The following is a 26,809-nucleotide window of genomic DNA, read 5'->3' on the forward strand; positions in this document are numbered from 1 at the left end:
GGTTCACGTTTACATTGGGACGGGCGGCTGTGGGCACGCCGAGGAACCGGACACTGACGGAGAGTCATTCATGGGCCGCCACGCGGACACCACCTCTGCGCGCCGCGTACAGCGACCCGCTCCCATCGCGCTGATCGTCGCCCTGCTCGTCGTGGCCCTCGTGGCCGGCGGCGTCGTGTGGTGGCTCGCCGGCTCGGGCAGCGGCGACGGCTGCGAGAACACCCGCACCGTCCGGGTCACCGTCGCCCCCGAGCTGGGGGACGTCGCCCGGGAACTCCTCGCCGAGCCGCAGGACCTCGGCGGCGGCGCCTGCGCGGCGGCCGAGGTGACCGCCCAGGAGCCGCTGCAGACCGTCGGCGACCTCGGCGCCCTCGAGGGGCCCGGGCTGCCGCAGGTGTGGGTGCCCGACAGCTCCCTGTGGGCCGTGCGCGCCGGCGACGCCCCGCTCGACGCGTCGGGCTCCATGGCGACCTCGCCGGTGGTCCTCGGCACCAGCAGCGCGGCCGCCGACGAGCTCGGCTGGAGCGCCACGCCGCCCCCCTGGAGCGAGGCGCTGTCCGGTGCCCGCCCGGTCGCCGTCCCGGACCTCGCGACCAGCGCCGAGGGCGTCTCGGCCCTGGCCGCCGTCCGCTCGTCCCTCGGGGGCGGGGACGCCGCGGACAACGCCGTCGTGCAGGCCGTGCTCGCCGCGCGCCGCGGCCCGTCGGTCACCCCCGCCGAGGCGCTCGGCGCCGCGCAGGCCGGTGACCCCGACGCGCCGCTGCTGCCGATGAGCGAGCAGGAGGTCATCAGCACCAACCGCGGCGCCGAGGACTCCTCGCTGGTCGCCGTCTACCCGGCCGAGGGCTCCCCCGAGCTGGACTACCCGGTGCTGCGGGTGGGCTCGGCCTCCGACGACGACCGCGCCGCCGTCGACGCCGTCGTCCGCCGGCTGACGTCGGAGGCCGCGGGCACCGCCGTCCTGGCCGCCGGGTTCCGTGACGCGGAGGGGACCGCCCCGACCGACCCCGGCCCGGCGTGCGCGAGGAGGCGCCCGAGGTGCTCGAGGTCGACGCCGAGCAGGTGACCGACCTGCTGGCCGAGCTCGCCCGGCTGGCCGCGCCCTCGCGGCTGCTGACGGTCTGGGACGTGTCGCAGTCGATGGAGGCCCCCGCCGGCGACGGCACTCGCGCCACCCTGATGCGCGACGCCGCCCTCAGTGCCCTGGAGCTCCTGCCGGGCAACGCGGCGGGCGGCGTCTGGGCGTTCGCCTACCAGTTGCAGGGCGAGCAGGACTGGATCGAGCTCGCGCCCGTCCGCGAGATGGACGCCGAGGTCGACGGCGGCACGCAGCGCGAGTTCCTGGCCCAGCAGTTCCAGTCCCTCCCCGACCGGCTCTCCCCCGGAGGCACGGGACTGTTCGACACCACCCTCGCCGCGGTGCGCGCCGCGCGGGACCAGTACGACCCGAACGCCGTGAACAGCGTCGTGCTCGTCACCGACGGCACGAACGAGGACTCCGCCGGCATCTCGCTGGACGAACTGCTGCAGACGCTGGAGTCCGAGGTCGACCCGCAGCGGCCGATCAAGGTCATCGGGGTCGCGCTCGGCCCGGACGCCGACATCGCGGCGCTGGAGGAGATCGCCTCGGCGACCGGCGGGGCCTCCTACTCCGCCGTCGACCCCAACGACCTGCAGGACGTCCTCTTCGACGCCCTCCGCCAGCGCTAGGCGAGCAGCCGGTCCAGCGCCGCGGTCACCTCACCGACGGGGATCCGCGCCAGCGCGGGGTCCAGCTCGGTGCCCCAGGGGTCGCCGGTGCCGTCGCCGTGCCAGAGGACGACGTGCTGCGGTCGCGCCGGCGGGCCCCACAGCGCCGGGGACACCGGGCCGAAGAGCACCACGGAGGGACGGCGGTAGGCGGTGGCCAGGTGTGCCACGCCGGTGTCGCCGCTGACCACGACGCGGGCGGCGGCCACCGTGGCGGCCAGCTCGAGCGTCGACGTCGTCCCGGCGAGCACCGCCTCCTCCCCCAGCCCGGCCCCGCGCGCGACGGCGCAGGCGAGGTCGCGCTCCGCCGGGCCGCCGGTGACGCGGACGTCGTGCCCGGCCTCCGCGAGGGAGCGCGCCACCGCGGCGAACCGCTCGGCGGGCCAACGCCGGCCGGGGAAGGCCGCTCCGGGGTGCACGAGCGCGGCCCCGGCCACCGGCGGGGGCACGGCCGGGACGGCGAGGTCGAGCGCGTCGGGGTCCGCCGCGACACCGAGGCCCTCGGACACCAGCCGGCACCAGCGCCGGACCTCGTGCTCGTCGGGGTACCAGGTCGGGCCGGGGTAGCCGGGGCTGGCGAAGGTCAGCAGCCGCGCCGGACGCAGGCCGGCGACGACGACGTGCGAGGCCGGCCCCTTGCCGTGCAGGTCCACGGCCAGCTCGGGGGGCGGCCCGTCCCAGTCCAGCGGCTCGAGCTCGCGGGCGGGCAGCACCTCGTCGACGGCGTCGACCAGCCCGGCCAGCGGCGCCAGGGCGGCCGTGGTCGCCAGGACCAGCCGGTGGTCCGGGACGGCGGCGCGCACCGCCCGGATCGCCGGGACGCCGGTGAGCAGGTCCCCGAGCCCGAGCGGCCGCAGCACGACCGCCACCGGCTGTGCAGCTTCGCGGAGTCGCACGGAGTCGGCGGAGCTCACACCCGGGAGCGCTCGACGAGGGCGGTGGTCGAGTGCCCGTCCAGGTAGGGCAGGACGACCGCCTGGCCGCCCCACCGGCGCAGCACCGCGGCCTCGGGCAGGTCGGCGCCGGCGTAGTCACCGCCCTTGGCCCAGACGTCGGGCCGCAGCCGGTCGAGCACCTCCGCCGGGGTGTCCTCGTCGAACACCACGACGGCGTCGACGAACTCCAGCGCCTCGAGCACCCGGGCGCGGTCCGGCGCGGTCACCAGCGGTCGCGAGGGCCCCTTGAGCCGGCGCACGGACTCGTCGGAGTTGATGCACACGACCAGGCAGTCGCCCAGCCCGCGGGCGGCGCGCAGCGTGGCCACGTGGCCGGCGTGCAGCAGGTCGAAGCAGCCGCCGGTGGCCACCACGGTGCCACCGGCCGCGCGCACGCGGTTCAGCAGCGCCGCGACCCCGTCCTCGGCCGCGACGTCCGGCTCGCGCACCGTCGAGGCGTCCCAGGCCGAGGCCCCGCCGGCGGCCACGAAGCGCCCGGCGAACGCGACCGCGGCGGCCACCGCCTCGCCGGTCACCGCGCCGTCGGCGAGCGCCAGCGCCGCGGCGGCGGCGAAGGAGTCGCCGGCGCCGCACGGGTCGCCGCCGGTCACGGGCACCGCCGGGACCACCATCGGGGCGCCCTCGCCGTAGGACAGCAGCGCGCCCCGGGCCCCCAGCGTGACCGCGACCGCGCCCACGCCCCAGTGCCGGATCAGCGCCTCGGCCCGCCCGCCCACGGCGGCCAGTCCGTCGCCGTCGGCGGGCACACCCGCGGCGGCGGCCACGCGGGCGGCCTCCGAGGCGTTGGGCGTCACGAGCCGGACGCTCGGCACCGGATCGGCACCGCGCGGGTGCGGGTCCCAGACCACCGGGCCGCCGGCCTCGCCCAGCGCCGCGCGGACGGCGGGGTCGGACGTCGTGCCGCGCCCGTAGTCGGCGACGAGCACGGCGGCGGCGTCGCGGATGGCCTCGCGCGCCTCGGCCGGGAGCTCGCCGAGGGTGACGGCGGGCGCGCCGCTGTCGAGGCGCACCACCGAGTGGTCGCCCACGCGCACCCGCTGCTTGACCGCGGTGCCACCCGTGGCCGGGACGGCGACCAGCCGCACCCGGCCGGCCAGCAGCGCCCGCAGCCGCGCGGCGCCCTCGTCGTCGGCGAGCGGGGCGACCAGCACGACCTCGCGGCCGGTGGCCTGCGCGGCGATGACGGCGGCCAGCGCCGCGCCGCCGGGGCGCTCGCGGGTCTCCAGGTCCTCGACCACGGGCACCGGCGCGTCCGGGGTCAGGCGGGACGCGGTGCCGACCAGGTCGACGTCGAGCAGCGCGTCGCCGACGACGACGACCGCTCCCCCACCTCCCCCGCTCACTGCGCGACCCCGAGGCGCGACCGGGGCACCCGCGCCGGCTCGGCCAGCACCGCGGCGTCGAAGGCCGCGCACAGCAGGTGCAGCGCGACCAGGTGGCACTCCTGCACGGTCGCCGTCCACGGGGAGTCGATGCAGACCGCCTCGTCCGACGCCGCGGCCAGCGGGTTGGGCGCCGGGCCGGTGATCGACAGGACGGTGATGCCGCACTCGCGGGCGCGGCGGGCGGCGGCGACGGCGTTCGGCGAGCGGCCCGAGGTCGACAGCAGCACCAGGACGTCGCCGGCGCGGCCGTGCGCCTCGACCTGCCGGGCGAAGAGCTCGTCGGCCGGGTAGTCGTTGGCGATCGCGGTGAGCGACGAGGTCTCGGCGGTCAGGCAGATCGCGGAGAACGGCGGCCGGTCGGCGCGGTAGCGGCCCACGAGCTCGGCGGTCAGGTGCTGCGCCTGCGCGGCGCTGCCCCCGTTGCCCGCCGCGAGCAGCCGCCCGCGGGACTCGCCGCACAGGACGTCGGCCAGCAGTCCGCCCCAGCGGTCGAGGGTGTCGACCGACCGGTCGAGGCTGCGCAGCGCCGACGTCAGCGAGGCCACGTGGTCGCGGCCGGTGAGGTGCGTGCAGGAGCCGGGCGAGGCGACCTCGCCGGCGGTGCTCTCGAAGGCGGAGTGGGGCGCGGTGCTCATCGGGAGGCCTCCAGGGGCGCTCATCGGACGGCCTCGACGGGACGCCGGGTGGACAGGACCTGCCGGTAGACGGCCTCGGTGTCGGCGGCCACGCGGGCCCACCGGTAGCGGGCGCGGGCCCGCCGGACCCCGGCCGCGCCGTAGGCGGCGCGGCGGGCGTCGTCGGCCAGCAGCGCGGCGAGCACCGCGCCGAGCCGGGCCGGGTCGCGGGGCGGCACGAGGTCACCGGTGACGCCGTCGGCGACGGAGTCCTGCAGCCCGCCGACGGCGGTGGCCACCACCGGGCGGCCGCAGGCCATGGCCTCCAGCGGGGTGATGCCGAACGGCTCGTACCAGGGCACCGCCAGGACGACGTCGGCCGAGCGGATCCACGAAGGGACGTCGGCCCGGCCCACCGAGCCGGTGAACACCAGCCGGTCGGCCACGCCCAGGGAGGCGGCGACGGCGCGCAGCCGGCGCACCTCCGGGTCGGCGTCGAGCGCGCCGGCCGGCGGCCCCCCGACGACGACGAGCTCGGCGTCCGGGACGGCGGCCAGCGCGCGGACGGCGTCCTCCTGGCCCTTGCGCTCCACCAGCCGGCCGAGCACCAGCAGCCGGGGCCGGTCCGAGCGCGGTGCCACCGGCCCGCGCGGCGTGAACGCGGTGGTGTCCACGCCGCAGGGGACGACGGACACGCGGTCGCGGGACAGGCCCAGGCGGCGCAGCTCGAACACCTCGTCGCTGCAGGTGGCCACCACGTGACCGACCGCCCGGCACAGGCTCCGCTCCAGCTCGACGCGCTGCGCCGGCGAGGTGTCGGCGTCGCCCTGGTGGCGGCGCTTGACCGAGCCGAGCGCGTGGAAGGTCTGCAGCACCGGCACGGGCGTGAGCAGGCTCCCGGCGGCCTCGACGGCGGCCAGCCCGCTCATCCAGAAGTGCGCGTGGACGACGTCGGGCGGCGTCACCGACCAGCGGGCCCGCAGCGCGGCGGCCATCGCCGGCACGTGCCCGAGCAGGTCGTCCTTGGGCAGCGCCCGGGCCGGGCCGGCGGTGAGGTGGCTGACCACGTAGCCGTCGGCGGTGGGGACCTCGTCGGGCAGGCCGGGGTCGTCGCGGCGGGTGTGCACGGTGACGTCGTGGCCGCGCGCGGCCAGGCCTGCGGCGAGCGCGGCGACGTGCACGTTCTGGCCGCCGGCGTCCACGCCGCCGATCGCGGCCAGCGGCGAGGCGTGCTCGCTGACCAGGTCGATGCGCAGGGGTGCGCCGGATACCCGGTGCGTCCTCATCGGGTGACCTCCTCGAGCAGGGTGTCCCAGTCGGAGAGGAACCGGGGAAGCCCGTACCGCTCCAGCGCGGCGGCGCGTGCCGCCTTGCCGGCCAGCCGGGCGGCGTCCTCGTCGTGCAGGTAGGTGCGCACCGCGTCCCACAGGACCTCGGGCCGGGTGGAGAGCACGCCGGCGCCCGCCGGCACCGCCTCGACGACCTCGGTGGCCGCCAGCGCGACCACCGGCATGCCGAGGTGCATGGCCTCGAGCAGCGAGAGCCCGAGCGAGGTCCAGCGGACCGGGTGCACGTAGACCCGGCGGCGGGCCAGCTCGGTGTGCATCACGGACTGCGGCGGGTCGTCGTACAGGGCGACCCGGCCGGGATCGAGGGCGTAGCGCTCGTGCAGCCCGGACAGGCCCATCCCGAAGACGTCGACCGGAGCGGCCTGCGCCAGCCCGGCCAGCAGGTCCGCGCCCACCGTGCGGCCCCGGCGCACCGGCTCGTTGGTGACGACGGCGGCGCGGGCCAGCTCGCCGGTCCAGCGCTCGCCGGGGTCGACGATGCCGTGCTCGATCACCGTCGTGGGCGCTCGGCCGTTGTCGTAGAAGAGCCGGTTGAAGTGGGTGACGTGCGCGATCGGGACGTCGTCGCGGTCGGCCAGCGGGTGCCGCGTGTACGGGACCGGCGCGGCGCCCTCCTCCAGGCCCGGCGCGTTGTGCTCGAGGAAGACCGCCGGCAGGTCACGGCCGGGCTCGCGGCCGAGCCACTCGCGGACCAGCTCGAGGTCGCGCACCCGCTGCAGCACGACGACGTCGACCTGCTCGTCGCCCAGCTGCTCCGGGGTCACCTCGCGGGCCGACGCCGGCCAGTCCCACGTGCGGGCGCGTCCCAGTCCGTCCGGGCCCCGGCCGGGGACCACGGGCAGCAGGTACTCGTGCGCGCCCTGGACGAACGCCGTCGTCCAGGAGCCGTGCACGTGCCAGACCAGGACCCTCACGCGGCCACCACCTTCTCCACCGCCGCGACGACGTCCGCCGCGGTCACCGACGTCAGACAGGGGTGGCCGGGCACCGGGCAGACGCGGGCCCGCGTGTCACGGCAGGGCGCGTCCTGGTCGCCGAGCAGCACGGTGGGGACGCCGTAGGGCGCCCACCGCGCGGCCGGCACCACCGGGCTGAACAGCGAGACCACCGGCGTCCCCACGGCGGCGGCCAGGTGCGCGGGTCCGGTGTTGCCGACGACCACGGCCGCGGCGCCGTCGAGCAGGGCGGCCATCTCCGGCAGGGTCGTGGCGCCCCCGAGGTCGACGCCGCGGGTGCCGGCCACGGCGGCGGTGAGCTCGCGCTCCCCCGGCCCGCCGGTGACCAGCACGCGGTGGCCGGCGTCGGCGAGGGCCTCGACCGCCGCGGCGCAGCGCTCGGCGGGCCAGGCGCGGGCGGGGACCGAGGCGCCCGGGTGCAGGACGACGTAGCCCGGCTGGTGCGGCGTCGCCGGCAGCGGGCGGCGGACCGCGAGCCGGCCGTCGTCGCCCTCGGGGAGGTCGAAGCCGGCCGCGCGGGCCAGCGACAGCGCCCGCTCGGGCTCGGGCAGGTCCACCTCGTCGTCCCGGCCGAGCCGGTGGCGGACGTCGAGCAGCGCGCCCGGGTAGTCGACGCTGATCGCGCTCAGCCGGGGCACGCCGGCCGCGCGCAGCAGCAGGGCTAGCGGCAGCGGCGACTGGTGGAACGACGTGCTGAGGACGGCCTCGTCGGGCGCCAGCGCCCGCACCCGGTCGGTGAGCGCGGCGAGGTCCGCGGCGTCCACCGGCGGCGGGTCGCCGAGGATCCAGGGGCAGGCCCACGTCCAGACCTCGTCGACGCCGGGGAGCAACGCGGCGGCCTCGGCGCCGGCCGGACCGGCGAGGAACACCACCCGCTCGGCACCGGCGGCCACAGCGCGGACCAGCGGCCCCTGCAGCAGGACGTCACCGGCGTTGTCGAGCCGGGCGACGAGGACGGTGCCCCTGCGGCGGCTCACCACCGGCCCGCCAGGACGTCACCGACCGCGGCGGTCAGCGTCTCCGCCCGGCGCGGTGCGGCGGCGACCTCCTGCTTCCGCGTCACCGGCGTCGGCACCATGACCCCGACGGCGCCGGCGGCCGCCGCGGCCTCGACGTCGGCGCCGATGTCACCGATCACCACGGTCCGCGCCGGGTCGACGTCGAGCTCCGCGCAGGCGGCCTCCACCATCCCGGGCGCCGGCTTGCGGCAGGTGCAGCCGTCCTCGGGGCCGTGCGGGCACACCTGGACCGTGTCGAACGGGCCGAGCAGCTCGTCGAGCCGCGCCATGCAGGCGTCGACCTGCTCGCGGGTGATGATCCCGCGGGCCACGCCGGACTGGTTGCTCACCACCCCGACCCGGACGCCGCGGGCACGCAGCGCGTCGACCGCCTCCCGCGCCCCCGGCACCGGCTTCACCAGCTCCGGGTCGCCGTTGTAGGGGTAGTCGCGCACGAGGGTGCCGTCGCGGTCGAACAGGACCAGGTCCGGCAGCCCGCGCCACGGCGTCACCCGGCGGTGCCGCACGGCGCCGCGCAGGAAGTGCCAGGTGGCCAGCGGTGGGATGGCCGCGCTGGTGAGCGCCATGGTGGTCACCTCGGCGCGGTCGCGGGGGCCGGGGGCGATGCGGGCCCGGGCGAACTCGGCGGTGCCCGCGGCCCAGGCCAGGGCGGCGGCGAGCGCGGCACGGGGACGCCGTGCGGCGGCCAGTCCGACGGCGGCCAGCGCCGCCGTCGTGACCGCCAGGTGCTGCGGCCGGCGGCCGACCGCGGCGTCGGCGCGCGCGCGCCAGGTGGGGCCGTGCAGCCGGCGCATGAGGACGTCGTCGGCGTTGCCGGCCTGCACGCGCACGCTGACCCACCGGTCGGTGGGCCGGACCGGGTGGGTGATCCAGCGCTCGCCGCGCACCAGCCGGCTGCCGGTGTCCATGACCCGCAGCGCGAGGTCGGAGTCCTCGCGGAAGGCGCGGGGGAAGCGCTCGTCGAACCCGCCGACGGCGGCCAGCGCGGCGCGGCGGTAGGCGAGGTCGGCGGTGATCCACGCGCTCGTGGCCAGGCCCGCGGTGCCGCGCTCCCAGTCGGTGGGCCGGCGGTCCTCCGGCAGCGGCACCCGCACCCGGCCCTGGCTGCCGGCGACGTCGTCGGGCAGCCCCGTCAGGTCCGCCGCCAGCCGCTCGTACCAGTCGGGATCGGGGACGACGTCGTCGTCGAGGAAGGCGATCCACGGGGTGCGGGCCACCCGCCAGCCGAGGTTGCGCGCGCGGGCGGGGCCGCCACCGCCGGTGCGGACCACGCGCACCGGCGGCAGGCCGGGCCGGTCCACCTCGAGCGGGGGGCCCTCCGGCCGGTCGTCGACGACGACCAGCTCGGCCGGGCGCGGCCCCGGTGCAGCGGCCAGGGCGTCGAGGAGCACGCCGAGCGACGGCCGGCCGATGGTCGGCACGACGACGGTGCACTCCGCGAGCATGATCGCGCCCTGCCCGGACGCGATCCCCCGCAAACACTACGGGCTTGAAGTTCCTCCGGACGCGTCCCGGCCCCCTGCGGGGGCCCGCCGCGAGCTCGCGAGTGGCGGGGGCAGGGCGGTCCTCCGTCAGCGGCGGATGCGGGTCGCGGCGGACACCCGCGCGAGCGCGTCGGTGACCACGGCGGCGTCGTCCCCCAGCAGGGCGAGCAGGTGCGCCACGAGCTCGTCGTGGGTGACCGCGGCGGCCCGGGCGCGCTCGCGGCCGGCCTCGGTGAGCCGCGCGTGCAGCAGCCGCCGGTCCCCCGGCCGCCGCTCCCGCACGACCAGGCCCTGCTCGACCAGCCGGCCGACCGTGCTGGTCACACCGGCGCGGGAGAGCCCGAGCGCCTCGGCGACCTCGCCCATCGTGGCCCGCTCGCCGGGCGCCTCGGCGATCCGCCGCAGGGCCTCGAAGCCGGTCAGGGACAGGTCGTGCTCGCGGTGCAGCGCGGAGTCGACGCGGTGGGTGATGCGGTCGTGCACCTGGACGATCCGCAGCCAGGTCTCCGCCGGCCGGGGGGCGGCTCCCGCGAGCGCCGCCGGGTCGGCCGGGACCCCGGTGGTTAGCACGTCGTCGGGGCGCATTCCCCCATCGTCGCCCAGGTCCGCCTCAGGCGCTCCCGGTCGCGTCGGCGGCCGACGGCCGGCGGGCCGCGACCAGGACCAGCCCGGTGGCCGCGCCCACGAGCGCGAGCCCGGCGGCGACCAGCGGCAGCGGGTCGGGGTCGACGGCGCTCGAGGCGGCGGCCACGCGCAGCAGCACCGCGGCCGTGACCGCGCTGTCGGCGCCGACCAGCTCGATCGTCGTCGTCCCGGGGGCACCGCCGTCGGGGACGTGCACCACGACCTCGACCGTGCCGTCCTCCCCCGCCGTGGCGGAGCCGAGGACGGTGCCGTCGGTGGCGGTGACGGTGACCTCCTCGCCGGCACCGAAGCCCGCCCCGGAGACCACCACCCGGCCGCCGGCCGCCACCTGGCCGACCGGGGCCGAGGCGACCACGTCACCGGCCGGCGGGCCGTCGGCCGGCGCGCCGGGCGCGGTCTGCGGCGCGGGCGGGCCGGGCACCGGGATCGGCACGGCCTCGGGGGCCACGCCGTCCGTCGGCGCGTCGGCCGAGGGGGGCACGACCGGGGCGTCGAGCTCGCCGGGCACCGCCGCGGTCGGGGGCGCGGAGATGGCGGCGCAGTCCTCCTCGGCCGGGCGGGTGAAGGAGAAGCCGTCGAGCTCGTCGACGTAGGCCGTGCCCGAGCCGTCGAGCGCGGCGTACTCCAGCCGGCTGTCGATCGTCTCGCCCCAGTCGACGTCACCGGTCCGCAGCACCACCGTCTGGCCCGGCTCGAGCTCGGCGGCGTCCTCCCCCTCGGGGGAGCGCGTGGTGGCCAGCGTGACGGCGTAGGCGACCGTCCCCGCCGTCACCTCGACGGCGACCCCGCCGGGGTGGCAGCTCGGCCCGTTCGTGACGCGGGCGTCGGGGCGGGCGGGGTCGTCGACGGCGAGCGCGGGCGCGGCGAGGAGCACCCCGCCACCCAGCAGGCCGACGGCGAACAGCAGAGCGAGCCCTGTCGACAGGACAGGGCGGGGGATGCCACACGGCACCGACCCGACCGGCACGTTTCCCCCTCGAGCGGTCGTGCACGCCGCGCCACCGGTGGTTCCGGCGACGGCGCGCACCCATGATGCGGTGCGTGAGCGGCCGTTGACGACGGGTCGGCGGCGCGTCGCGAGCAGGGCACGGCGTGTCGGTCGCCGGGCGTGTCGCGAGGCCCGGGCGAGGGTGGTGAGGCGGGTCACTACGGTGGCCGTGTGGACTCAGCCGCCGGGACCGGCCGCCGCCGTCAGAACGAGGTCTACCGCGCCGGGGTGTACGGGCGCAGGCCGCTCGTGCCCACCACCGCCGAGCCGCTGCAGCGCCGCGCCCGCGCGCGGCTGACCGCCCGGGCCTACGCCTACGTGGCCGGGGGCGCCGGCGAGGAGGCCACCCAGCGGGCCAACCGCACCGCGTTCGACCGGTGGGCCGTCGTCCCGCGGGTGCTGCGCGACGTCAGCGCCCGGGACACGTCCGTGGAGCTGTTCGGCCGCCGCATCCCCGCGCCGCTGCTGCTCGGCCCGGTCGGGGCGCTGGAGCTGGTGCACCGCGAGGCCGACCTGGCCGTCGCCCGTGCCGCGGCGTCGCTGGGCGTGCCGTTCGTCTTCTCCAACCAGGCGTCGGTGCCGATGGAGACCTGCGCGCAGGCCATGGGGGACGCGCCGCGCTGGTTCCAGCTGTACTGGTCCACCTCCGACGAGCTGGTGGAGAGCCTCGTCGGGCGGGCCGAGGCCTCCGGCGCCGAGGCGCTGGTGGTCACGCTCGACACCACGATGCTCGGCTGGCGCCCGCGCGACCTCGACCTCGGCCACCTGCCCTTCGCGCTCGGCAAGGGCATCGCGCAGTACACCTCCGACCCGGTGTTCCGGCGGCTGGTCGAGGAGCGGGTGGCCGCGGCCGGGGACGCCGCGCCCGCGCAGGCCGCCGAGGCCGCCGGGCGCGACCGCCAGCCGCGCCCGACGCTGGCCGCCGTGGTGGCGATGGTGGGCATGGCCCGCGCCTGGCCCGGCCCGCTCAGGGAGAACCTGCGCTCGCCGCTGCCGCGGGCCGCCGTCGAGACGTTCCAGGCCATCTACTCGCGGCCCTCGATCACCTGGGCCGACCTCGCCTGGCTGCGGTCGCGCACCCGGCTGCCCATCCTGCTCAAGGGCGTGCTGCACCCCGACGACGCCCGGCGCGCCCTGGACGAGGGCGTCGACGGCGTGGTCGTGAGCACGCACGGCGGCCGGCAGGTGGACCGCTCGATCTCCGCGCTGGACGCCCTGCCCGACGTCGTCACGGCGGTCGGCGACCGCGCGCCGGTGCTGCTCGACAGCGGCATCCGCAGCGGCGCCGACGTGCTGGTCGCGGTGGCCCTGGGCGCGCGGGCAGTGCTGCTCGGCCGGCCCTACGCGTGGGGGCTGGGCCTGGGCGGCGAGGCCGGCGTGCGGCAGGTCGTCTCCGACGTCCTCGGCGAGTTCGACCTCACGCTGGGCCTCACCGGCCACACCTCGGTCGCCGAGCTGACCCCGGAGGCCCTCCGCCGCGTGTGGTGACGTCGAGCGGCAGGAATGGCCGTTCCTGCCGCTCGGCGAGAGGGTGGGCGCCACCCGTCCGACGGCACCCCCGCCGAGGAGGCCCGCGTGAGTGCTCCGTCCGTGCGCGCCCAGCTGTTCCGGCGCAAGCCCGTGTCGGCCATGGTCGAGGAGACCGGCGCCACCGACGCCGACGGCGGGGTGCTGGCCCGCCGCATCGGGGTCGGCCAGCTCATGGCGCTGGGCATCGGCGCCACGATCGGCACCGGCATCTTCTTCGTGATGAGCACGGCGGTGCCCGAGGCGGGCCCGGCCGTCGTCGTCTCCTTCGTCCTGGCCGCCGTCACCGCCGGGTTCACCGCGCTCTGCTACGCCGAGCTGGCCTCCACCATCCCGGTCGCCGGCTCGTCGTACTCCTACGCCTACGCCACGCTCGGCGAGGTCGTCGCCTACGTCGTGGGCTGGTGCCTCGTGCTGGAGTACGCGGTCAGCTCGGCGGCGGTGTCGGTGGGCTGGAGCGAGTACCTCAACGAACTCCTCGACGACGTCATCGGCGTCCGCATCCCCGACGCGCTGTCCTTCGCGCCCGGCGCCGGCGGGGTCGTCAACCTGCCCGCGATCGTGCTGGTGACCCTGTGCGCGCTGCTGCTCGTGCGCGGGGCCAGCGAGTCGGCGCGCGCGAACGCGGTCATGGTCGTGCTGAAGGTCTGCGTGCTGCTGTTCTTCGTCGTCATCGCGTTCACCGCCTTCGACGCCGGCAACCTGTCGCCGTTCGCACCGCTCGGGGTGGCCGGGGTCAGCGCGGCGGCGTCGTCGATCTTCTTCAGCTTCATCGGCCTGGACGCCGTGTCGACCGCCGGAGAGGAGGTCCGCGACCCGCGCCGGACCCTGCCGCGGGCGATCATCGGCGCGCTGGTCGTGGTCACGGTGGTCTACCTGCTGGTCGCGCTCGCCGCGGTGGGCGCCCAGGCGGCCGGCGCCTTCGAGGGCCAGGAGGCGGGGCTGGCGGTGATCCTCGAGGACGTCGCGGGATCGCGGTGGCCGGCCGTCGTCCTGGCCGCCGGAGCGGTGGTCTCGATCTTCTCGGTGACGCTGGTGACCATGTACGGCCAGACGCGGATCCTGTTCGCGATGAGCCGGGACGGCATGATCCCGTCGCTGTTCGGCCGCGTCGACCGGCGCACGCTCACCCCCGTGCGCGGCACGGTCGCCGTCGCGCTGTTCGTCGGCGTGCTGGCGGGCTTCGTCCCGCTGGACTTCCTCATCGACCTGACCAGCATGGGCACGCTGGTCGCCTTCACCGTCGTGTCGATCGGCGTGATCGTGCTGCGCCGCACCCAGCCGGACCTCCCGCGCGGCTTCCGCGTGCCCGGCTACCCCGTCGTACCGGTGCTGTCGGTGGCCTTCTGCCTGTACCTCATCTACGGGCTGCCCGGGGTCACCTGGGCGCTGTTCGCCGGCTGGCTGGCCATCGCCGCCGTCGTGTACGCCACCTACGCCCGCACCCACTCGGCCCTGCGGGCGCCGCGGTGACCCTCGTCGTCGGTCACCCCGCCGACCTCGAGGAGCGCGGCGAGGCCCACCTGCGCCTGGCCGCGACGCTGGCCCGCACGAGCGGGGACGACGTCGTGGTGGCCACGGTGACCGCGCGCGGCTTCCCCGACCCGCGCGTGGACCGCGAGTACCGGCTCTGGGTCGCCGACCTGGTGCGGTCCCGCCAGGGCCGGGCGGCGCACGACCTGCGGGGCGCCGGGGTGGCCGAGGTGCGCACCGTCGCCGTCGAGGCGTCCTCGGTCCCGGCCGGGCTGGTGACCGTGGTGGAGCAGGTCGGCGGCACGCTGCTGGTGCTCGGCCGGGAGGGCGCGGTGCCCGAGCACCTGCTGCACTCCTCCCCCGTGCCGCTCGCGCTCGCCGCGCGGGCCGGCTCCCCCGGGGAGCGGGTGACCCGGCTGACCTGCACCTGGGCCGGGACCGAGCGCTCCCGCGCCGCGCTGGCCTGGGCGCGGCGCACCGCGGCGGCCTGGGACGTGCCGCTGCGGCTGGTCACCTTCGCGCCCGAGCGCGACCCGATGCTGCCGTCGGAGACCGGCCTGCACGTGGAGCGCGAGGTCAGCACGGCCTGGGCGCGGCAGGCGCAGGCCGAGCTGCAGCGGGTGGCCGCCGGCCTCCCCGGCCCGCCGGACACCCTGGTGGCACGGGGCTCGGGATGGGCCGGCGCGGTGTCGGCCGCGGGGTGGACCGACGGCGACGTGCTGGTGGTCGGGTCCTCACGGCTCGGTCCGCTGGCGCGGGTCTTCCTCGGGTCGACGGCGACCCGCATCGTGCGCGCCGCGCCGGTCCCGGTGGTCGTCGTCCCCCGGGGCACGGAGGGCTGAGGCGACACGCCCGCAGAGGGGCCGGCTTGACTCTCGCTGTGACGCGGCTCACAGTTGGGACGGGCGGGGGTAGCCGGGAAACGAGTGGCCACCGACAGCTCGGTGGACCGACCAACGCGGCCAGACCGCCAGGACCGGCCCCCCGCCCCTCTCCGGCCTCCGGGACCGCAGCCCTCAGCCCGCGAGCAGGGCGGCGAGCGCGGCCGTCCCCTCGAGGAGGGCCCGGGAGCGGGTGTCGACGTCCGCGTCCCGTGCCGCCAGCGCGGCGAGGACGTCGTCGCTCCGGCCCGCCTGGCGGAACTGCGGCAACAGCTCCCGCAGCGGGCCGATGCGGTACCCGGCGCGGCGGAGCTGGACGACGATCCGGGCGTCGCGGACGTCGGCCGGCGTGTACCGCCGCGCCTCGCCGGCGGCCCGCCGGGGGACGACGAGCCCCTCGGCGTCCCAGTGCCGCAGGGTCGACGGGCGCACGCCGAGGGCGGTCGCGAGCTCCGAGACGCCCATCGCGTCCGACGGCCGCACGTCCGCGATCGGCTCGGCGGCGATCAGGCCGGCGGCCTCCCGGGCGAGGGCCAGGTCCCGCCGCTCGGCGTCGAGTCGGGCGTGCGCGGCGTCGAGGAGACGGAGCAACCCGGACGCGGGGTCGCGGTGCGCGGCCCGCACCAGCTCCTTGGCCTGCACCGGCCCCACGGCGACGGCCAGCGAGCGGTAGGCCAGCGCGGCGCGGACGTGCGCGTCGGTGAAGGTGCGGTACCCCGACGCGGTCCGCTCCGCCGGGGGCAGGACGCCACCGGCCTCGAGGTCGCGGACCTGCTGGACCGAGTACCCGGCCCGCCGGGCGACGTCGACCGTCCGCAGGCCCGACTGGAGACTCCGCATCCCCACCTCCGCGCGCCGACCGGCAGAACCCTCCACATGGAGGTGAGTGCCACGCTCGAAGGCGTGGGCATCGACGAGATCATCGAGCACGTCACCGCTCTGGGGGGCGTCCTGGTGCTGCGGCCGGGGCCGGGCGACGGGTCGCCGGAGGCCGCCTGGGGCGACGTCTTCCTCTACCACGCGCCCGACGGCGCCGTCCCCCGGACCCAGCCGTTCGCGACGATCGGGACGAAGGACCAGCCGGGCGACCGGTCGTCGCGGCTGGACCGCCCCGGGACGTTCCGCGTGAACGTCGGCGTCGGGCGGGAGCAGTTCACCGCCCTCGTCGGCCGCGGCCCCGGGAGCCGGCTGCCGGCGGGGAGCCCGCCCCCGACGTCGCCGACACCGTGCTGGCGCACCCGGTGTACGGCGAGCTCGGGTGGGTCTGCGTGGTCGACCCCGGCCCCCGCACGGAGGGCACGGTGCGGGACCTGCTGCGCACGGCCCACGGGCTCGCCCGGGCGCGGCGGGAGCGCCGCGAGGAGGCCTGAGACACACAGCGGCCCCGCTCCTGTGGGGGGAGCGGGGCCGCGGTGCTGTCTCAACCGGACGTGCACCCGAAGGGATTCGAACCCCTAACCTTCTGATCCGTAGTCAGATGCTCTATCCGTTGAGCTACGGGTGCGGACTGTGCAGTTGTCGTGCGCGGAGGCTCCGGGATTTGAACCCGGGATGGGGATTAACCCAAACCGCATTAGCAGTGCGGCGCCATAGACCGGACTAGGCGAAGCCTCCCGGGGTCCGAGTCCCCCCGGAACCACCGCGGTAGAGACTACCAGCGGCCGCGGCGGCCCTCCCAGCCCGGGGGTCCGGGCCGGGAGGAGCACGGTCAGACGGCCATCCGCTCGCGGGCGACGGACGACGGACGGCGGCCGGGCACGAGCGTCACCAGCACCGCCACCGCGGCCCCGGCCACGGCGAGGACGAGGCTGCCGGTCACGCCGGACGACCCGTCGACGAGCGCGCCGCCCAGCGCCGCGCCGACCGCCGAGGCGCCGGTCGCCATCGTGGACAGCCAGGTGAAGGCCTCCGTGGTGGCGTGCGCCGGGGCGAGGGCGCCGACCAGCGAGTTCTGCACGGTCAGCGTGGGCGCGATCGCCGTGCCGCCCAGGAAGAGCAGGGCACCCAGCACCCACGGGCTCGACGCCGCGGTCAGCGGGCCAGGCCGATCGTCACGCCGAGCAGCAGCCACCGGTACTGCCGCGGCAGGGAGGCGCTGACCACGCGGGCGCCGAACCACAGCCCGCCGGCAACCGAGCCCAGCGACCACAGCGCGAGCAGCAGCCCCGACATGCCGGGCGAGCCGGCGTCGTCGGCGAAGGCCGGGACGGCGACCTCGAGCGCGCCGAAGCCGAGCATCAGCGCCGAGCCGCTCAGCAGCACCCGCGGCATGCCGGGGGCGAGCACGGTGGCGAACGGGCTGGTGCGCTCGGCGGACGGCACGGGCACCCAGCTGCGCATCGCGGTCGAGGCCGCGAGCCCCAGCGCGCCGGCGACCGCCAGCACCCCGCGACGCCCAGCGCCCACGCCGGGCCGGCGACGACGGCGAGCGTGGCCACCAGCGTCGGGCCGGCCACGAAGACCAGCTCGGTGGCGGTGGCGTCGAGGGCGAAGGCGGTGCCGCGGACGGCCGGGTCGACGCGCGACCACAGCGCGCGGACCGTCCCGGACACCAGCGGGGTGGCGGCACCGGCCGCGGCCGACGCGGCGACGACGACCGCCGTCGGCGCGCCCCCGAGGACGACGGCCACCAGCAGCGCCAGCAGCAGCGGATAGGCGGCGGCCTGGACCAGCAGCACCGGACGCGGGGTCCGGCGGTCGGCGAGCCGGCCGAGGACGGGCGCCATCGCGGCCATCGCCAGGCCGTAGGTGGCCGACGCGAGGCCGGCCACGGCGTAGGAACCGGTCTGCTGCTGCACCATGAGCAGCAGCGCCAGCGGGACCATCGCCGAGGGCAGCCGACCGGCGAAGCCGGCGAGCAGCAGCACGGGGGCGGACGGCAGACGCCAGACGGACAGGTACGAACGCACGACAGCACTCACTTCGGAACTTGCGCGGAAGAGGAACAGTAGGCGGTCAAACTCCGTTGACCCCCTACGACAGTAGCAGGGCGGTAGGGAGTCACATGGACTACGACACCTACGGGTCGAACGCCGTGGAGTTGGCCATCAGCCTGGCCAACGCCGACCGGGTGGCGGATCCGGACTGGGCCACGGCCTTCCTGAGCGCCCACGACGAGTGGTTCACGCCCGAGACGGCGCTGGACCTCTCCCCCGCCGAGACCCGCCGTGCCGCCGCGACCGCCGACCTCGTCCGCGCCGTCGCCGTCGCCGGGTCGCAGGACGACGTCATCGCCCGGCTCAACGAGCTGCTCGCCCTCGCCCAGCCGCACCCCTACGCCACCGACCACGACGGCGAGCTGCACCTGCACTACGCCCGCCCCGACGCCCCCGCCCTCGAGCAGCTGACGACGACGGTGGCGATGGGGCTGTCACAGGTGGTGGCCCAGCACGGGTGGCAGCGGCTCGGCGTCTGCTCGGCCGACGCCTGCGACGACGTCTACGTGGACACCTCGCGCAACGCCAGCCGCCGTTACTGCTCGAACACCTGCGCCAGCCGTTCGACGGTCGCCGCGTACCGCGCCCGCCGCAAGGCCTGAGGCCCCTGTGCAGGGTCCCGCCGCGAGCCCGCGAGCGGTGGGGGGCAGAGGGGTCCTTCCACTAGCGTCCCGCGGGTGACCCCGTTGCGGCTGCGCCACTGGGACGCGCGGCTGCACGCCGCCGTCGGCGCCCTGCCCGCGAGCCCGGCCGACCGCTGGCTGAGGTGGCTGTCGCGGGCGGCCGACCACGGGAAGCTCTGGTTCGCGATCGCGCTGGTCCTGGCGGTGCGGCGCGGGCCGCTCCGGCGGGGCGCGCTGCGCGGCGTCGGCTCGCTCGCGGTGGCCAGCTCCGTGGTCAACGCGATCCTCAAGCGGGTGTTCGGCCGGGTGCGGCCCGACCTCGCCAACCTGACCACCGAGCGGCAGCTGCGCCGGGCGCCGCACACGCTCTCCTTCCCGAGCGGCCACTCGTCGTCGGCGGCCGCCTTCGCCACCGGCGTCGCGATGGAGAGCCCGCTGGCCGGGGCCGCGCTCGGGCCCCTGGCGCTGGCCGTCGGGTACTCGCGGGTGCACGTGGGCGTGCACTACCCCGGCGACGTCGTCTCGGGGCTCGCGATCGGGGCCGGGGTGGCGCTGGCCGGACGGCGCTGGTGGCCGGTGCGGCCGACCGAGCCGGCGCGGGTGCGCCCCGCGCAGACGGCTCCGGCCCTGCCCGACGGCGAGGGCCTGGTGGTGGCGGTGAACCCGCGGTCGGGCCCGGAGGACTACGACCCCGCGGAGGAGATCCGGCGGCTGCTGCCGGCCGCCGAGGTGCTCACCACGTCGGCCGGGCAGAACATCACCGACGTGCTCGAGGACGCGGTGCGCTCGCGACGGCCGGCGGCGCTCGGGGTGGCCGGCGGCGACGGCAGCGTGGCGGCCGCCGCGGCGGTGGCGCTGGAGGCCGGCCTGCCGCTGGCCGTCGTCCCGGCGGGGACGCTGAACCACTTCGCCCGCGACCTCGGCGTCGAGACGATCGAGGAGGCGGCCGAGGCGGTGACGGCCGGGCAGGCGGTGTGCGTGGACGTCGCCGACGTCAACGGGGTCCCGTTCCTCAACACCGCGAGCATCGGCGTCTACCCGGAGCTGGTGCGCCGCCGGGACGCCCTCGAGGGCCGGCTGGGCCGGTGGACGGCGACGGCCGTGGCGGCGGCGCAGGTGCTGCGCCGCGGGACGCCGGTGTCGATCGTGCTCGACGGCCGGCCGGCGCAGGTGTGGATCCTGTTCGTCGGCAACTGCAGCTACACCCCGCGCGGGCTGGCGCCGGCCTGGCGGCCGCGGCTGGAGGACGGCCTGCTCGACGTGCAGTACCTGCGCGCCGACGTGCCGTTCAGCCGCACCCGCGCGGTGCTCGGCGCGCTGCTCGGGATCAGCGACCGCAGCTCGGGCTACGCGTCGTTCCAGACGGCGCAACTGCGGGTGCACCTGTGGTCGGGGCCGCAGCGGGTGGCCTACGACGGCGAGACGGGTGAGTCGTCCTCGACGTTCGTGTTCGGCAAGCGCTCCCCGCTGGCGGTGTACTGCAGCCGCACGTCCTGAGCCGCTCCGGGGGTGTTCCTGCGGTGTCCTCCCCGCTCCTGCGGTGCTGCACGACCGCAGGAGAAGCCGGAACACCGCAGGAGCAGTCCCTCCACAGGGGCACTGCGCGGAGGGTCGGTGTGTGGCTAGGGTCCCGGATCCGTGATCGCCGACGGGGGTGGACGACGCATGGGCAGGGCTGCACGGACGGCGGCGGCGCTGGTGGTGGCGACGGCGGCGCTGGCCGGGTGCTCCGAGGCCGAGCCCGCCAGCGAGACCCTGCCGAGCACGAGCGCACAGGCCGCTCCCACCACCGAGGCCCTGCCACCCCTCGGCCCCGCCGACTTCCCCATGCCCCCCGAGGCCCGTCAGAAGACCCCCGCTGGCGCGGTCGAGTTCACGCGTTACTACATGGCTCTCGGCAACCACATCGCCACTGGTCCGCTCGACCCCGAACCTCTGCTCGAACTGAGTAACGGCTGCAATACCTGCCAGATGGTCGTCGATAGCTACGCCGCCGACCGCACCGCCGGCTATATGTATGGGCCCAGCACATACACGTTCGCCGAGTCGGGCCCCGCCATGATCGAGGGGGATACCGCCGCCGTCGGCTTTATATACGCCGAGAGTGCGCTGACTGTTTATCGACCCAACGGGGAGGTTGTGCAGGAGCGCTCAGCCGCCGCTACAGGGACGCTTCAATCTGGGGCCCAACTGACGTGGGATGCGGAACGTGTCACTTGGCTCGTTCAGATTCTGACCGTCGGCTGAGATGCGGCGGACATTTGCACTCGGAGCGCTGGTCGCTGTGGCCGTCAGTGTATTCGCAGGTGGGTCGGCGAACGCCTGCCTGCGCTTTAGTTGCCCTGAGCCTGAGGTGTCTTTAGGTGCGGGCGTCCTGAATGCTGCCTATGTCGCATACACGGAGGGTGGGCTTGCCGCCAACAACGCCGCGCCAGCCGACCATCCGTGGACCTATCTGTTGTCGCCGCCTTGCGGATTGGCAGTGAGCAATGGCGACGTCTGCGGGGACAACGACGACCGTGTCTGCCCTGCTCCGCCAGGGCGCATCGCCCGGGACATGGTGGTGCAGCAGCGACGTCTCATGCTGTCGACGGGGACGACCATCGACGGGGTCTATGCGGTAGCGGGCTCACCGGCGGGCACGGCCGTGGGGATCTGGGAGGTCTTCGGTCGGACCTGCGTGGACATCACCGACCTCAACCCGCCGCCGTCGCCGGACGAGGTGTTCCGCTACTTCCAGACCCTCCCCCTGCCGACGCTGGCCACCCGCCAGCAGCCACCCGGCAACGCGCTGGTCGGCCTCCCCGTCGTCTTCTACGCCGACGGCCCGACCGGCCAGGACTTCACCCTCGACATCCGCGGCTTCACCGTCGAGATCACCGCGACCGCCGAGTCCTTCACCTGGCACACCGGCGACGGCACCGACCTCACCACCACCGACCCCGGCGCCCCGTACCCGCACCAGACGATCACCCACGACTACGCGGCCGGCACCTACACGGCGTCGCTGACCACCACGTGGAGCGGCACGTTCCGGGTCGACGGCAGCGCCGACGTCGCGGTGCCCGGGACGACGACGACCGAGGGCGCACCCGTCACCTTCGCCGTCGTCGAGGCCCGCGCGGTCCTCACCGACCCCTACGACTGACCCCGGACCGGACCACCGCCAGCACCGCCAGCGACGCCAGCGCCTCCCCCAGCTCCTCGACGAAGGTGGCCGACGACGCGGAGAGAACCCCGACGTCGTCCTGCACCGCCTCGACCAGGCCGGTGAGCGCGTCGAGGCCCAGTGCGGCCAGCGCGTAGCCGGCGAACGCGGCCACCACCCGGGTGCCCGCGGCGACTCCCCACGCCCGCCCCGCCGCGGCGAGCAGCGCGAGCGACGGCACCGCGACGGCGAGGCCGAGGACCAGCGTGGCCGCCGGGGAGGTCTCCGACTCCACCGCCGAGTGCGCGCTCTGCAGCTTCAGGGCCGCCAGCACCAGTGCCGCCCCGGCGACGCCCACCCACCACAGCCGCACGCGGCCCCGGGCGGACCGGCCACCGACCCCCGCCACGACGCCGGCCGCCGCGAGGACCCCGGTGGTGAACGACCGCGGCAGCCCGCCGACCGCGTCGAGGGAGAGCAGGTGGCGCACGGCCGGCGCCGAGCAGTGCCCGAGCCCGCAGCTCAGCCGCACGGCGAAGGCGGCCCCGAACAGGACGACCGCCGCCACGACGAGGAGCACCCACCAGGCGGTCCGCCGCTCGGGAGGGGCCGCCGGCTGCACCCGCTGATCATCTCCCGCCCCGGAGCCCGGCCGCACTGACCGAGCAGAGTGACGTGTCGATCACTAGGTTTCGACCAGGGTGTCCCGTACCGCAGCGCGGGCATGGGACACGCAGAAGGTCCCATCGACGGAAGAGGTCACCCATGTTGGTCCGCCGGATCGCCCGGCCCCTGCTCGCGTCGTCGTTCATCTACGGCGGCATCGACACCCTGCGCAACCCGCAGACCCGGGTCCCGGGGGCCAGGCCGGTGGTCGAGCAGATCACGAAGACGGCGGACGAGCAGCTGCCCGTGCAGGTGCCGCGCGACGTCGAGCAGTGGGTCCGGATCGACGCCGGGATCAAGGTCGGCGCCGGCTCGCTGTTCGCCCTCGGCAAGCTCCCCCGCCTGAGCGCCCTCGCGCTGGCCGCCAGCGTCGTCCCGACGACGCTGGCCGGGCACCGCTTCTGGGAGCACGAGGACCCCGAGGAGCGCTTCGGCCAGCTGTCGAACTTCCTCAAGAACGCCGGCCTGCTCGGCGGGCTGCTGATCGCGGCCGTCGACACCGAGGGCCGCCCGTCGGTGGGCTACCGCGCCAAGCGCGCCGCCAAGCGCGCCGCGGACTCGACGGAGAAGAGCTACGAGAAGGCGAGCAGGCGCGCGGCCAGGGCGCAGAAGAAGGCCGCCAGGAAGGCGAGGAAGGCCAGCTGAGCACGCCCCTGGGGCCCGCGGCCGCGCTCCGGAGGATCGCCTTCCTCCTGGAGCGCGCCCGCGAGCCCACGCACCGGGTGGCCGCGTTCCGCACCGCGGCCGCCGTCGTCGACGCGCTCCCCGAGGGCGAGCTCGACCGGCGGATCCGCACCCGGACGCTGACCGACCTGCGCGGCATCGGCCCCAAGACCGGCGCCGCGATCGTGCAGGCGCACGCCGGCGAGGTCCCCGAGTACCTCGCCCGGCTCGAGGAGGCCTACTCCGAGCTCGTGCCGCTCGCCGACGACGTCGCGGAGTTCCGCAGCGCCCTGCGCGGCGACCTGCACACGCACTCGGACTGGTCCGACGGCGGCAGCCCGATCCGCGAGATGGCCGAGGCGGCGATCGCGCTCGGCCACGAGTACATGGCGCTCACCGACCACTCGCCGCGGCTGACCGTCGCCAACGGGCTGACGGCGGAGCGGCTGGAGCGCCAGCTCGACGTCGTCGCCGAGCTCAACGAGGAGCTCAGCCCCTTCCGGATCCTCACCGGCATCGAGTGCGACATCCACCTCGACGGCAGCCTCGACCAGACGGACGAACTGCTCGGCCGGCTCGACGTCGTGGTGGCCAGCGTCCACTCCGACCTGCGCGCGGAGTCCGCCGCCATGACCGCCCGGATGCTGGCCGCCGTCGCCAACCCGCACACCGACGTCCTGGGGCACTGCACCGGGCGGTTGCTCATCCCGCGCGAGCAGCGGGAGGGACGGCGGCAGCGGCCGCGACCGGAGAGCGCCTTCGACGCCGAGGCCGTGTTCAGCGCCTGCGTCGAGCACGGCACCGCCGTCGAGATCAACTCGCGCCCGGAGCGGCTGGACCCGCCGCTGCGACTGCTCTCCCTCGCCGTGGAGCTGGGCTGCTCGTTCTCCATCGACACCGACGCGCACGCACCCGGCCAGCTCGACTGGCAGGACAACGGCTGCGAGCGCGCGGTCGAGACCGGCGTCGACGTCGACCGGGTGGTCAACACCTGGACCGCCGACGAGCTGCTGGACTGGACCGCCGGCTAGCGATCGTCGAGTCCGCGGAGGACCGGGCCGGCCGTCCGCGTGCTCGCCTCCTGGGCCGCGTGCCTTAGGGTCCCTCGCGGGCGTCGAGTTCCTCTCGCACCCCGGCAGCCACCTCGAGGACGTGCGGTGCACGCAGGAGGCCGAGGTGGTCGGTGCTGATCCGACGGACGTCGAGGTCCCCGGTGAGCAGTGCCGACCACCACGCCGGGTCGTCGGTGTTCTCGTCCGAGAGGTAGACCAGCGCCGGTCCGGCCCAGGGCGCCGGCCGGTGGAACCGGGCCACCCGGGCGCCCTGCTGGTGGAAGACCTCGGTCCGCACGGCGGGCTCGTACCGGAGGATCCCCGCCCCGAGGATCCGGAGCCGGGTCCCCCACAACTCGCGCCGGGCGACGGGCCCAGCGTCAGGACCCATGGTGCGGGGCGCGTCGTCCGGCTTGGCGGCCGGTGGCAGGAACGTGTCGAGCAGGGTCAGCAGCGACACCGGCCGTCCCCGCTCGCCGAGCAACTGGGCCACCCGCAGGGCCACGAGACCCCCCAGCGAGTGCCCGACCAGGGCCACCGGCCCCTGGGGCGCCGCCTGCTCGACGATCCGCAGCGCCCGGCGAGCTGCCCGGCCGACGGTCCAGTCCGGCAGGCCCCGCTCCTCGAAGCCGTGCGACTGGATGGCGCTGACCCCGCGGTCCGGGCCCAGGCCCGCGGCGAAGGACTCGAAGAACGCCGCCGCGCCACCGGCGCCGGCGAAGCAGAACACCGGCGCGCGGCACCCCGGCGGTCGCAGCCGCACCAGGCCGTCGGAGCGGGGCAGCCGTCCCTCGGCCGCGGCCCGGTCCACCAGTGCGGCGAACTGCTCCAAGTTGGGGTTCTCCGCGAGGTTGGCGGTGGTCAACCGCCGGCCGAGGTCGCCGTGCGCCCGTTCGAGCATCTCCTCGACGCTCAGCGAGTCCCCGCCCAGGGCGGTGAAGCTCTCATCCCGCCCGACGCGGTCGAGCCGGAGGATCTCCGCCCAGATCCGCTCCAGCCGCCGCTCCGTCGGGGTGACCGGCGGGATCGGCTCGGGGCGCGGCGGCGGCGCGGGCAGCGCGCGGACGTCGACCTTGCCGCGCTCGTTGCGCGGGAGCTCGGCCACGAGCACGATGTCGCGCGGGACCATGTAGTCCGGCAGCGACCGGCCGGTGTCGGCCCGCAGGGCCGCCGGGGACGGCGTCCGGCGAGTCGGCACCGGCACCACCCAGGCCACCAGCCGCTGCTCGCCGGTGTCCTCGGGGACCGCGCGGACGACGACGTCGAGCACGTCGGGGAGCACGCGCATCGCGGTCTCGACGTCCGCGGGCTCGACGAGGTAACCGCGGATCTTGGCCGCGTCGTCGACCCGTCCCCGGAGGACCAGCGTGCCCTCGGCGTCGATCTGCGCGCGGTCGCCGGAGCGGTACCGCGTGCGCCCGTCCGGCAGCGGGGTGAAGCGGTCGACCAGGGCGGCCGGCTCCCGCCAGTAACCACCCGGCAGGTACGCCGACGTGACGACCATCGTGCCCACCGTGCCGGCGGGGACCTCGGCGCCGTCCTCATCGACGACCGCCACCTCCCGGGTGGGCACCGGGAGGCCGGCCGGGAGGGGACCGTCGGGGACGGCCTGACCGGGGAGGACCTCGTAGGTCGCCAGCATCCCGGTCTCCGAGGAGCCCAGCCAGTTCAGGAAGCGCCCGTGCACGTGCCGCAGCGCGGCGGTGGCGTCGGACCCGAAGACCTTCTCACCGCACGTGGTCACCAGGCGCACGCCCGGCAGCACCTCCTCCGGCCCGAGCGCGCCCACGACGGCCCGCAGGAGTGACGGCGTCGCGTGCAGCGTGGTGATCCGCCTGTGCAGCAGCCAGTCGGCTAGCTCGCGGCGACCCATCGACCGCGGGTCCTGCACGCAGAGCGTGGCGCCGTTGAGCAGAGCCATGACGACCAGTTCCTGCCCGGCGGCGAAGGCCTGTGGCAGGATCAGCGACACCCGGTCGCTGGGGCCGATACCGAACCTCACCCGGCCGATGAGGGCCGTCGACAGCATCGTGGCGTGCCGGAGCACCACGCCCTTTGGCTCCCCGGTGCTGCCGGAGGTGAAGACGATGGTGGCGGGGTCGTCGAGGGTAACGGCCGGCCGGGAAGCCGGCTCGGCGCCCGTGCCGGGCCGGAGGGAGCGCAGCGGGCAGACGTCGGACAGCACCCCGGCGTCCCGGCGCTCGTCGTCGGCCAGCACGAGGCGCAGCCCCGCCCGGGACGCCACCTGCGCGAGCCGGCCCTCGGGCTGCCACACGTCCAGGACGACGCAGGGCCGCCCCGCCATGACGACGCCGAGCATGGCGACGACGCTGTCCACGCCCTGCTCGGCGAGCACGCCGACCGGACCGGCCGACCCCAGACCGGCGAGGTCACCGGCTACGTGGCGGACGGCGGTCATCAGGTCGCGGTAGGTCAGGGAGCCGTGCCCGGACTCGATCGCGACGGCATCCCCCAGGACGGCAGCGACCTCCTCCAGCCGGTCGACGATTCCGAGGTGTGGGCCGGGGAGCTCGAGTTCCGGCAGCCCGGGCACCAGTTCAGCCATCAACTCGCCTTCCTCGACGGACAGGCCCACTGCCCCCGGGTGCAGGCAGGCCGAGCCACCAGGGTCCGGTGGAGCTCCGGACATCGAAGGTAGCCGAGTGCAACAGACCGGCATCCCGGCGATCGCCCC

The 26,809-nt window shown here is 76.5% G+C and carries 26 protein-coding genes, 2 tRNA genes and 1 pseudogene; 12 read left to right on the forward strand and 17 right to left on the reverse strand.

The annotated features are described in order from the left end of the window. Positions 1-70: 70 nt before the first annotated feature. Together JD79_RS23390 and JD79_RS23395 are read left to right on the forward strand one after the other, a co-directional pair. Entirely contained in the window at positions 71-1,066 is a 996-nt protein-coding gene (locus tag JD79_RS23390) for a hypothetical protein (RefSeq protein ID WP_245899683.1), read from the forward strand. Then, positions 1,039-1,710: a VWA domain-containing protein gene (locus JD79_RS23395; protein ID WP_245899685.1), complete on the forward strand. Its 672-nt coding sequence runs from the start codon at positions 1,039-1,041 to the stop codon at positions 1,708-1,710. Before JD79_RS23390 ends, JD79_RS23395 begins: the two co-directional genes overlap by 28 nt. Here JD79_RS23395 and JD79_RS04475 read toward each other — a convergent pair. The 9 genes from JD79_RS04475 to JD79_RS04515 form a co-directional block, all read right to left on the reverse strand. Continuing rightward, entirely contained in the window at positions 1,707-2,618 is a 912-nt protein-coding gene (locus tag JD79_RS04475; RefSeq protein WP_110004545.1) for a glycosyltransferase family 9 protein, read from the reverse strand. The two genes, JD79_RS23395 and JD79_RS04475, sit on opposite strands and share 4 nt — an antisense overlap. Positions 2,619-2,659: 41 nt before the next feature. Next, positions 2,660-4,048 carry a D-glycero-beta-D-manno-heptose 1-phosphate adenylyltransferase gene (gene rfaE2, locus JD79_RS04480; RefSeq protein WP_110004546.1) on the reverse strand — a complete coding sequence of 463 codons (1,389 nt, stop codon included), beginning with the start codon at positions 4,046-4,048 and terminating at the stop codon, positions 2,660-2,662. After that, entirely contained in the window at positions 4,045-4,725 is a 681-nt protein-coding gene (locus JD79_RS04485) for a D-sedoheptulose-7-phosphate isomerase (protein WP_110004547.1), read from the reverse strand. Before JD79_RS04485 ends, rfaE2 begins: the two co-directional genes overlap by 4 nt. Before the next feature lie 20 nt (positions 4,726-4,745). Continuing rightward, positions 4,746-5,990, reverse strand: a complete 1,245-nt coding sequence (locus JD79_RS04490) for a glycosyltransferase (protein WP_110004548.1) — start codon at positions 5,988-5,990, stop codon at positions 4,746-4,748. Further along, a complete protein-coding gene (locus tag JD79_RS04495) occupies positions 5,987-6,967 on the reverse strand; it encodes a glycosyltransferase (protein WP_110004549.1) in 981 nt (326 codons plus the stop codon). Before JD79_RS04495 ends, JD79_RS04490 begins: the two co-directional genes overlap by 4 nt. After that, entirely contained in the window at positions 6,964-7,986 is a 1,023-nt protein-coding gene (locus JD79_RS04500) for a glycosyltransferase family 9 protein (protein ID WP_110007426.1), read from the reverse strand. Before JD79_RS04500 ends, JD79_RS04495 begins: the two co-directional genes overlap by 4 nt. Beyond that, the gene (locus tag JD79_RS24160) at positions 7,983-9,473 is read right to left on the reverse strand and encodes an HAD-IIIA family hydrolase (protein WP_110007427.1); all 1,491 of its coding nucleotides are present in this window, start codon (positions 9,471-9,473) and stop codon (positions 7,983-7,985) included. Before JD79_RS24160 ends, JD79_RS04500 begins: the two co-directional genes overlap by 4 nt. A gap of 126 nt (positions 9,474-9,599) precedes the next feature. After that, positions 9,600-10,097, reverse strand: coding sequence for a MarR family winged helix-turn-helix transcriptional regulator (locus JD79_RS04510; protein ID WP_110004550.1), 498 nt, complete (start codon positions 10,095-10,097; stop codon positions 9,600-9,602). A gap of 25 nt (positions 10,098-10,122) precedes the next feature. Further along, on the reverse strand, positions 10,123-11,031 hold the full coding sequence (locus JD79_RS04515) for a hypothetical protein (RefSeq protein WP_146220384.1): 909 nt from the start codon (positions 11,029-11,031) through the stop codon (positions 10,123-10,125). A 285-nt stretch (positions 11,032-11,316) separates the two neighbouring features. On the opposite strand from JD79_RS04515, the gene JD79_RS04520 reads away from it, so the two are divergent. From JD79_RS04520 to JD79_RS04530, 3 genes are all read left to right on the forward strand, one after another. Next, positions 11,317-12,633 carry an alpha-hydroxy-acid oxidizing protein gene (locus JD79_RS04520; RefSeq protein WP_110004552.1) on the forward strand — a complete coding sequence of 439 codons (1,317 nt, stop codon included), beginning with the start codon at positions 11,317-11,319 and terminating at the stop codon, positions 12,631-12,633. Positions 12,634-12,720: 87 nt separating this feature from the next. Further along, positions 12,721-14,145: an amino acid permease gene (locus JD79_RS04525; protein WP_110004553.1), complete on the forward strand. Its 1,425-nt coding sequence runs from the start codon at positions 12,721-12,723 to the stop codon at positions 14,143-14,145. Beyond that, entirely contained in the window at positions 14,142-14,987 is an 846-nt protein-coding gene (locus JD79_RS04530) for a universal stress protein (RefSeq protein WP_170149106.1), read from the forward strand. Before JD79_RS04525 ends, JD79_RS04530 begins: the two co-directional genes overlap by 4 nt. Positions 14,988-15,161: 174 nt before the next feature. On the opposite strand, the gene JD79_RS04535 is transcribed toward JD79_RS04530, so the two are convergent. Further along, positions 15,162-15,866, reverse strand: a complete 705-nt coding sequence (locus JD79_RS04535; protein WP_110004554.1) for a MerR family transcriptional regulator — start codon at positions 15,864-15,866, stop codon at positions 15,162-15,164. Between the two features lie 36 nt (positions 15,867-15,902). On the opposite strand from JD79_RS04535, the pseudogene JD79_RS23410 reads away from it, so the two are divergent. Then, positions 15,903-16,396: pseudogene (locus tag JD79_RS23410) on the forward strand (DUF6194 family protein). Between the two features lie 61 nt (positions 16,397-16,457). Here JD79_RS23410 and JD79_RS04545 read toward each other — a convergent pair. The 5 genes from JD79_RS04545 to JD79_RS23425 form a co-directional block, all read right to left on the reverse strand. Then, a tRNA-Arg gene (locus tag JD79_RS04545) sits at positions 16,458-16,530 on the reverse strand. A gap of 21 nt (positions 16,531-16,551) precedes the next feature. Next, positions 16,552-16,640, reverse strand: a tRNA-Ser gene (locus JD79_RS04550). Positions 16,641-16,734: 94 nt separating this feature from the next. Then, a complete protein-coding gene (locus tag JD79_RS23415; protein WP_245899686.1) occupies positions 16,735-17,037 on the reverse strand; it encodes a hypothetical protein in 303 nt (100 codons plus the stop codon). Between the two features lie 20 nt (positions 17,038-17,057). Beyond that, positions 17,058-17,288: a hypothetical protein gene (locus tag JD79_RS23420; RefSeq protein WP_245899688.1), complete on the reverse strand. Its 231-nt coding sequence runs from the start codon at positions 17,286-17,288 to the stop codon at positions 17,058-17,060. Continuing rightward, on the reverse strand, positions 17,279-17,893 hold the full coding sequence (locus JD79_RS23425) for an MFS transporter (RefSeq protein WP_245899690.1): 615 nt from the start codon (positions 17,891-17,893) through the stop codon (positions 17,279-17,281). Before JD79_RS23425 ends, JD79_RS23420 begins: the two co-directional genes overlap by 10 nt. 137 nt (positions 17,894-18,030) lie before the next feature. Between JD79_RS23425 and JD79_RS04560 the strand changes: the two genes are divergently transcribed. The 4 genes from JD79_RS04560 to JD79_RS04575 all read left to right on the forward strand — a co-directional run bounded on the left by JD79_RS04560 (position 18,031) and on the right by JD79_RS04575 (position 21,733). Next, complete coding sequence (locus tag JD79_RS04560) at positions 18,031-18,564, forward strand: CGNR zinc finger domain-containing protein (RefSeq protein ID WP_110004555.1); 534 nt, start codon at positions 18,031-18,033, stop codon at positions 18,562-18,564. Between the two features lie 75 nt (positions 18,565-18,639). Further along, a complete protein-coding gene (locus tag JD79_RS04565; RefSeq protein WP_211307866.1) occupies positions 18,640-20,082 on the forward strand; it encodes a bifunctional phosphatase PAP2/diacylglycerol kinase family protein in 1,443 nt (480 codons plus the stop codon). Positions 20,083-20,223: 141 nt separating this feature from the next. Next, entirely contained in the window at positions 20,224-20,832 is a 609-nt protein-coding gene (locus JD79_RS04570; RefSeq protein ID WP_146220385.1) for a DUF6318 family protein, read from the forward strand. Positions 20,833-21,148: 316 nt separating this feature from the next. Next, positions 21,149-21,733 (forward strand): hypothetical protein, encoded by a 585-nt coding sequence (locus tag JD79_RS04575; protein WP_245899693.1) that lies wholly within the window; start codon positions 21,149-21,151, stop codon positions 21,731-21,733. Here JD79_RS04575 and JD79_RS04580 read toward each other — a convergent pair. Next, positions 21,714-22,355 (reverse strand): hypothetical protein, encoded by a 642-nt coding sequence (locus JD79_RS04580; protein ID WP_110004558.1) that lies wholly within the window; start codon positions 22,353-22,355, stop codon positions 21,714-21,716. The genes JD79_RS04575 and JD79_RS04580 overlap by 20 nt on opposite strands. Positions 22,356-22,498: 143 nt before the next feature. Between JD79_RS04580 and JD79_RS04585 the strand changes: the two genes are divergently transcribed. Together JD79_RS04585 and JD79_RS04590 are read left to right on the forward strand one after the other, a co-directional pair. Continuing rightward, positions 22,499-23,044 (forward strand): DoxX family protein, encoded by a 546-nt coding sequence (locus JD79_RS04585; protein WP_110004559.1) that lies wholly within the window; start codon positions 22,499-22,501, stop codon positions 23,042-23,044. An 8-nt stretch (positions 23,045-23,052) separates the two neighbouring features. After that, the gene (locus JD79_RS04590) at positions 23,053-24,093 is read left to right on the forward strand and encodes a PHP domain-containing protein (protein ID WP_110007430.1); all 1,041 of its coding nucleotides are present in this window, start codon (positions 23,053-23,055) and stop codon (positions 24,091-24,093) included. Positions 24,094-24,157: 64 nt separating this feature from the next. On the opposite strand, the gene JD79_RS04595 is transcribed toward JD79_RS04590, so the two are convergent. Continuing rightward, the gene (locus JD79_RS04595) at positions 24,158-26,680 is read right to left on the reverse strand and encodes an alpha/beta fold hydrolase (RefSeq protein WP_170149107.1); all 2,523 of its coding nucleotides are present in this window, start codon (positions 26,678-26,680) and stop codon (positions 24,158-24,160) included. Positions 26,681-26,809: the final 129 nt, after the last annotated feature.

The sequence above is a fragment of the Geodermatophilus normandii genome (assembly GCF_003182485.1).
Classification (GTDB): Bacteria; Actinomycetota; Actinomycetes; order Mycobacteriales; family Geodermatophilaceae; genus Geodermatophilus; species Geodermatophilus normandii.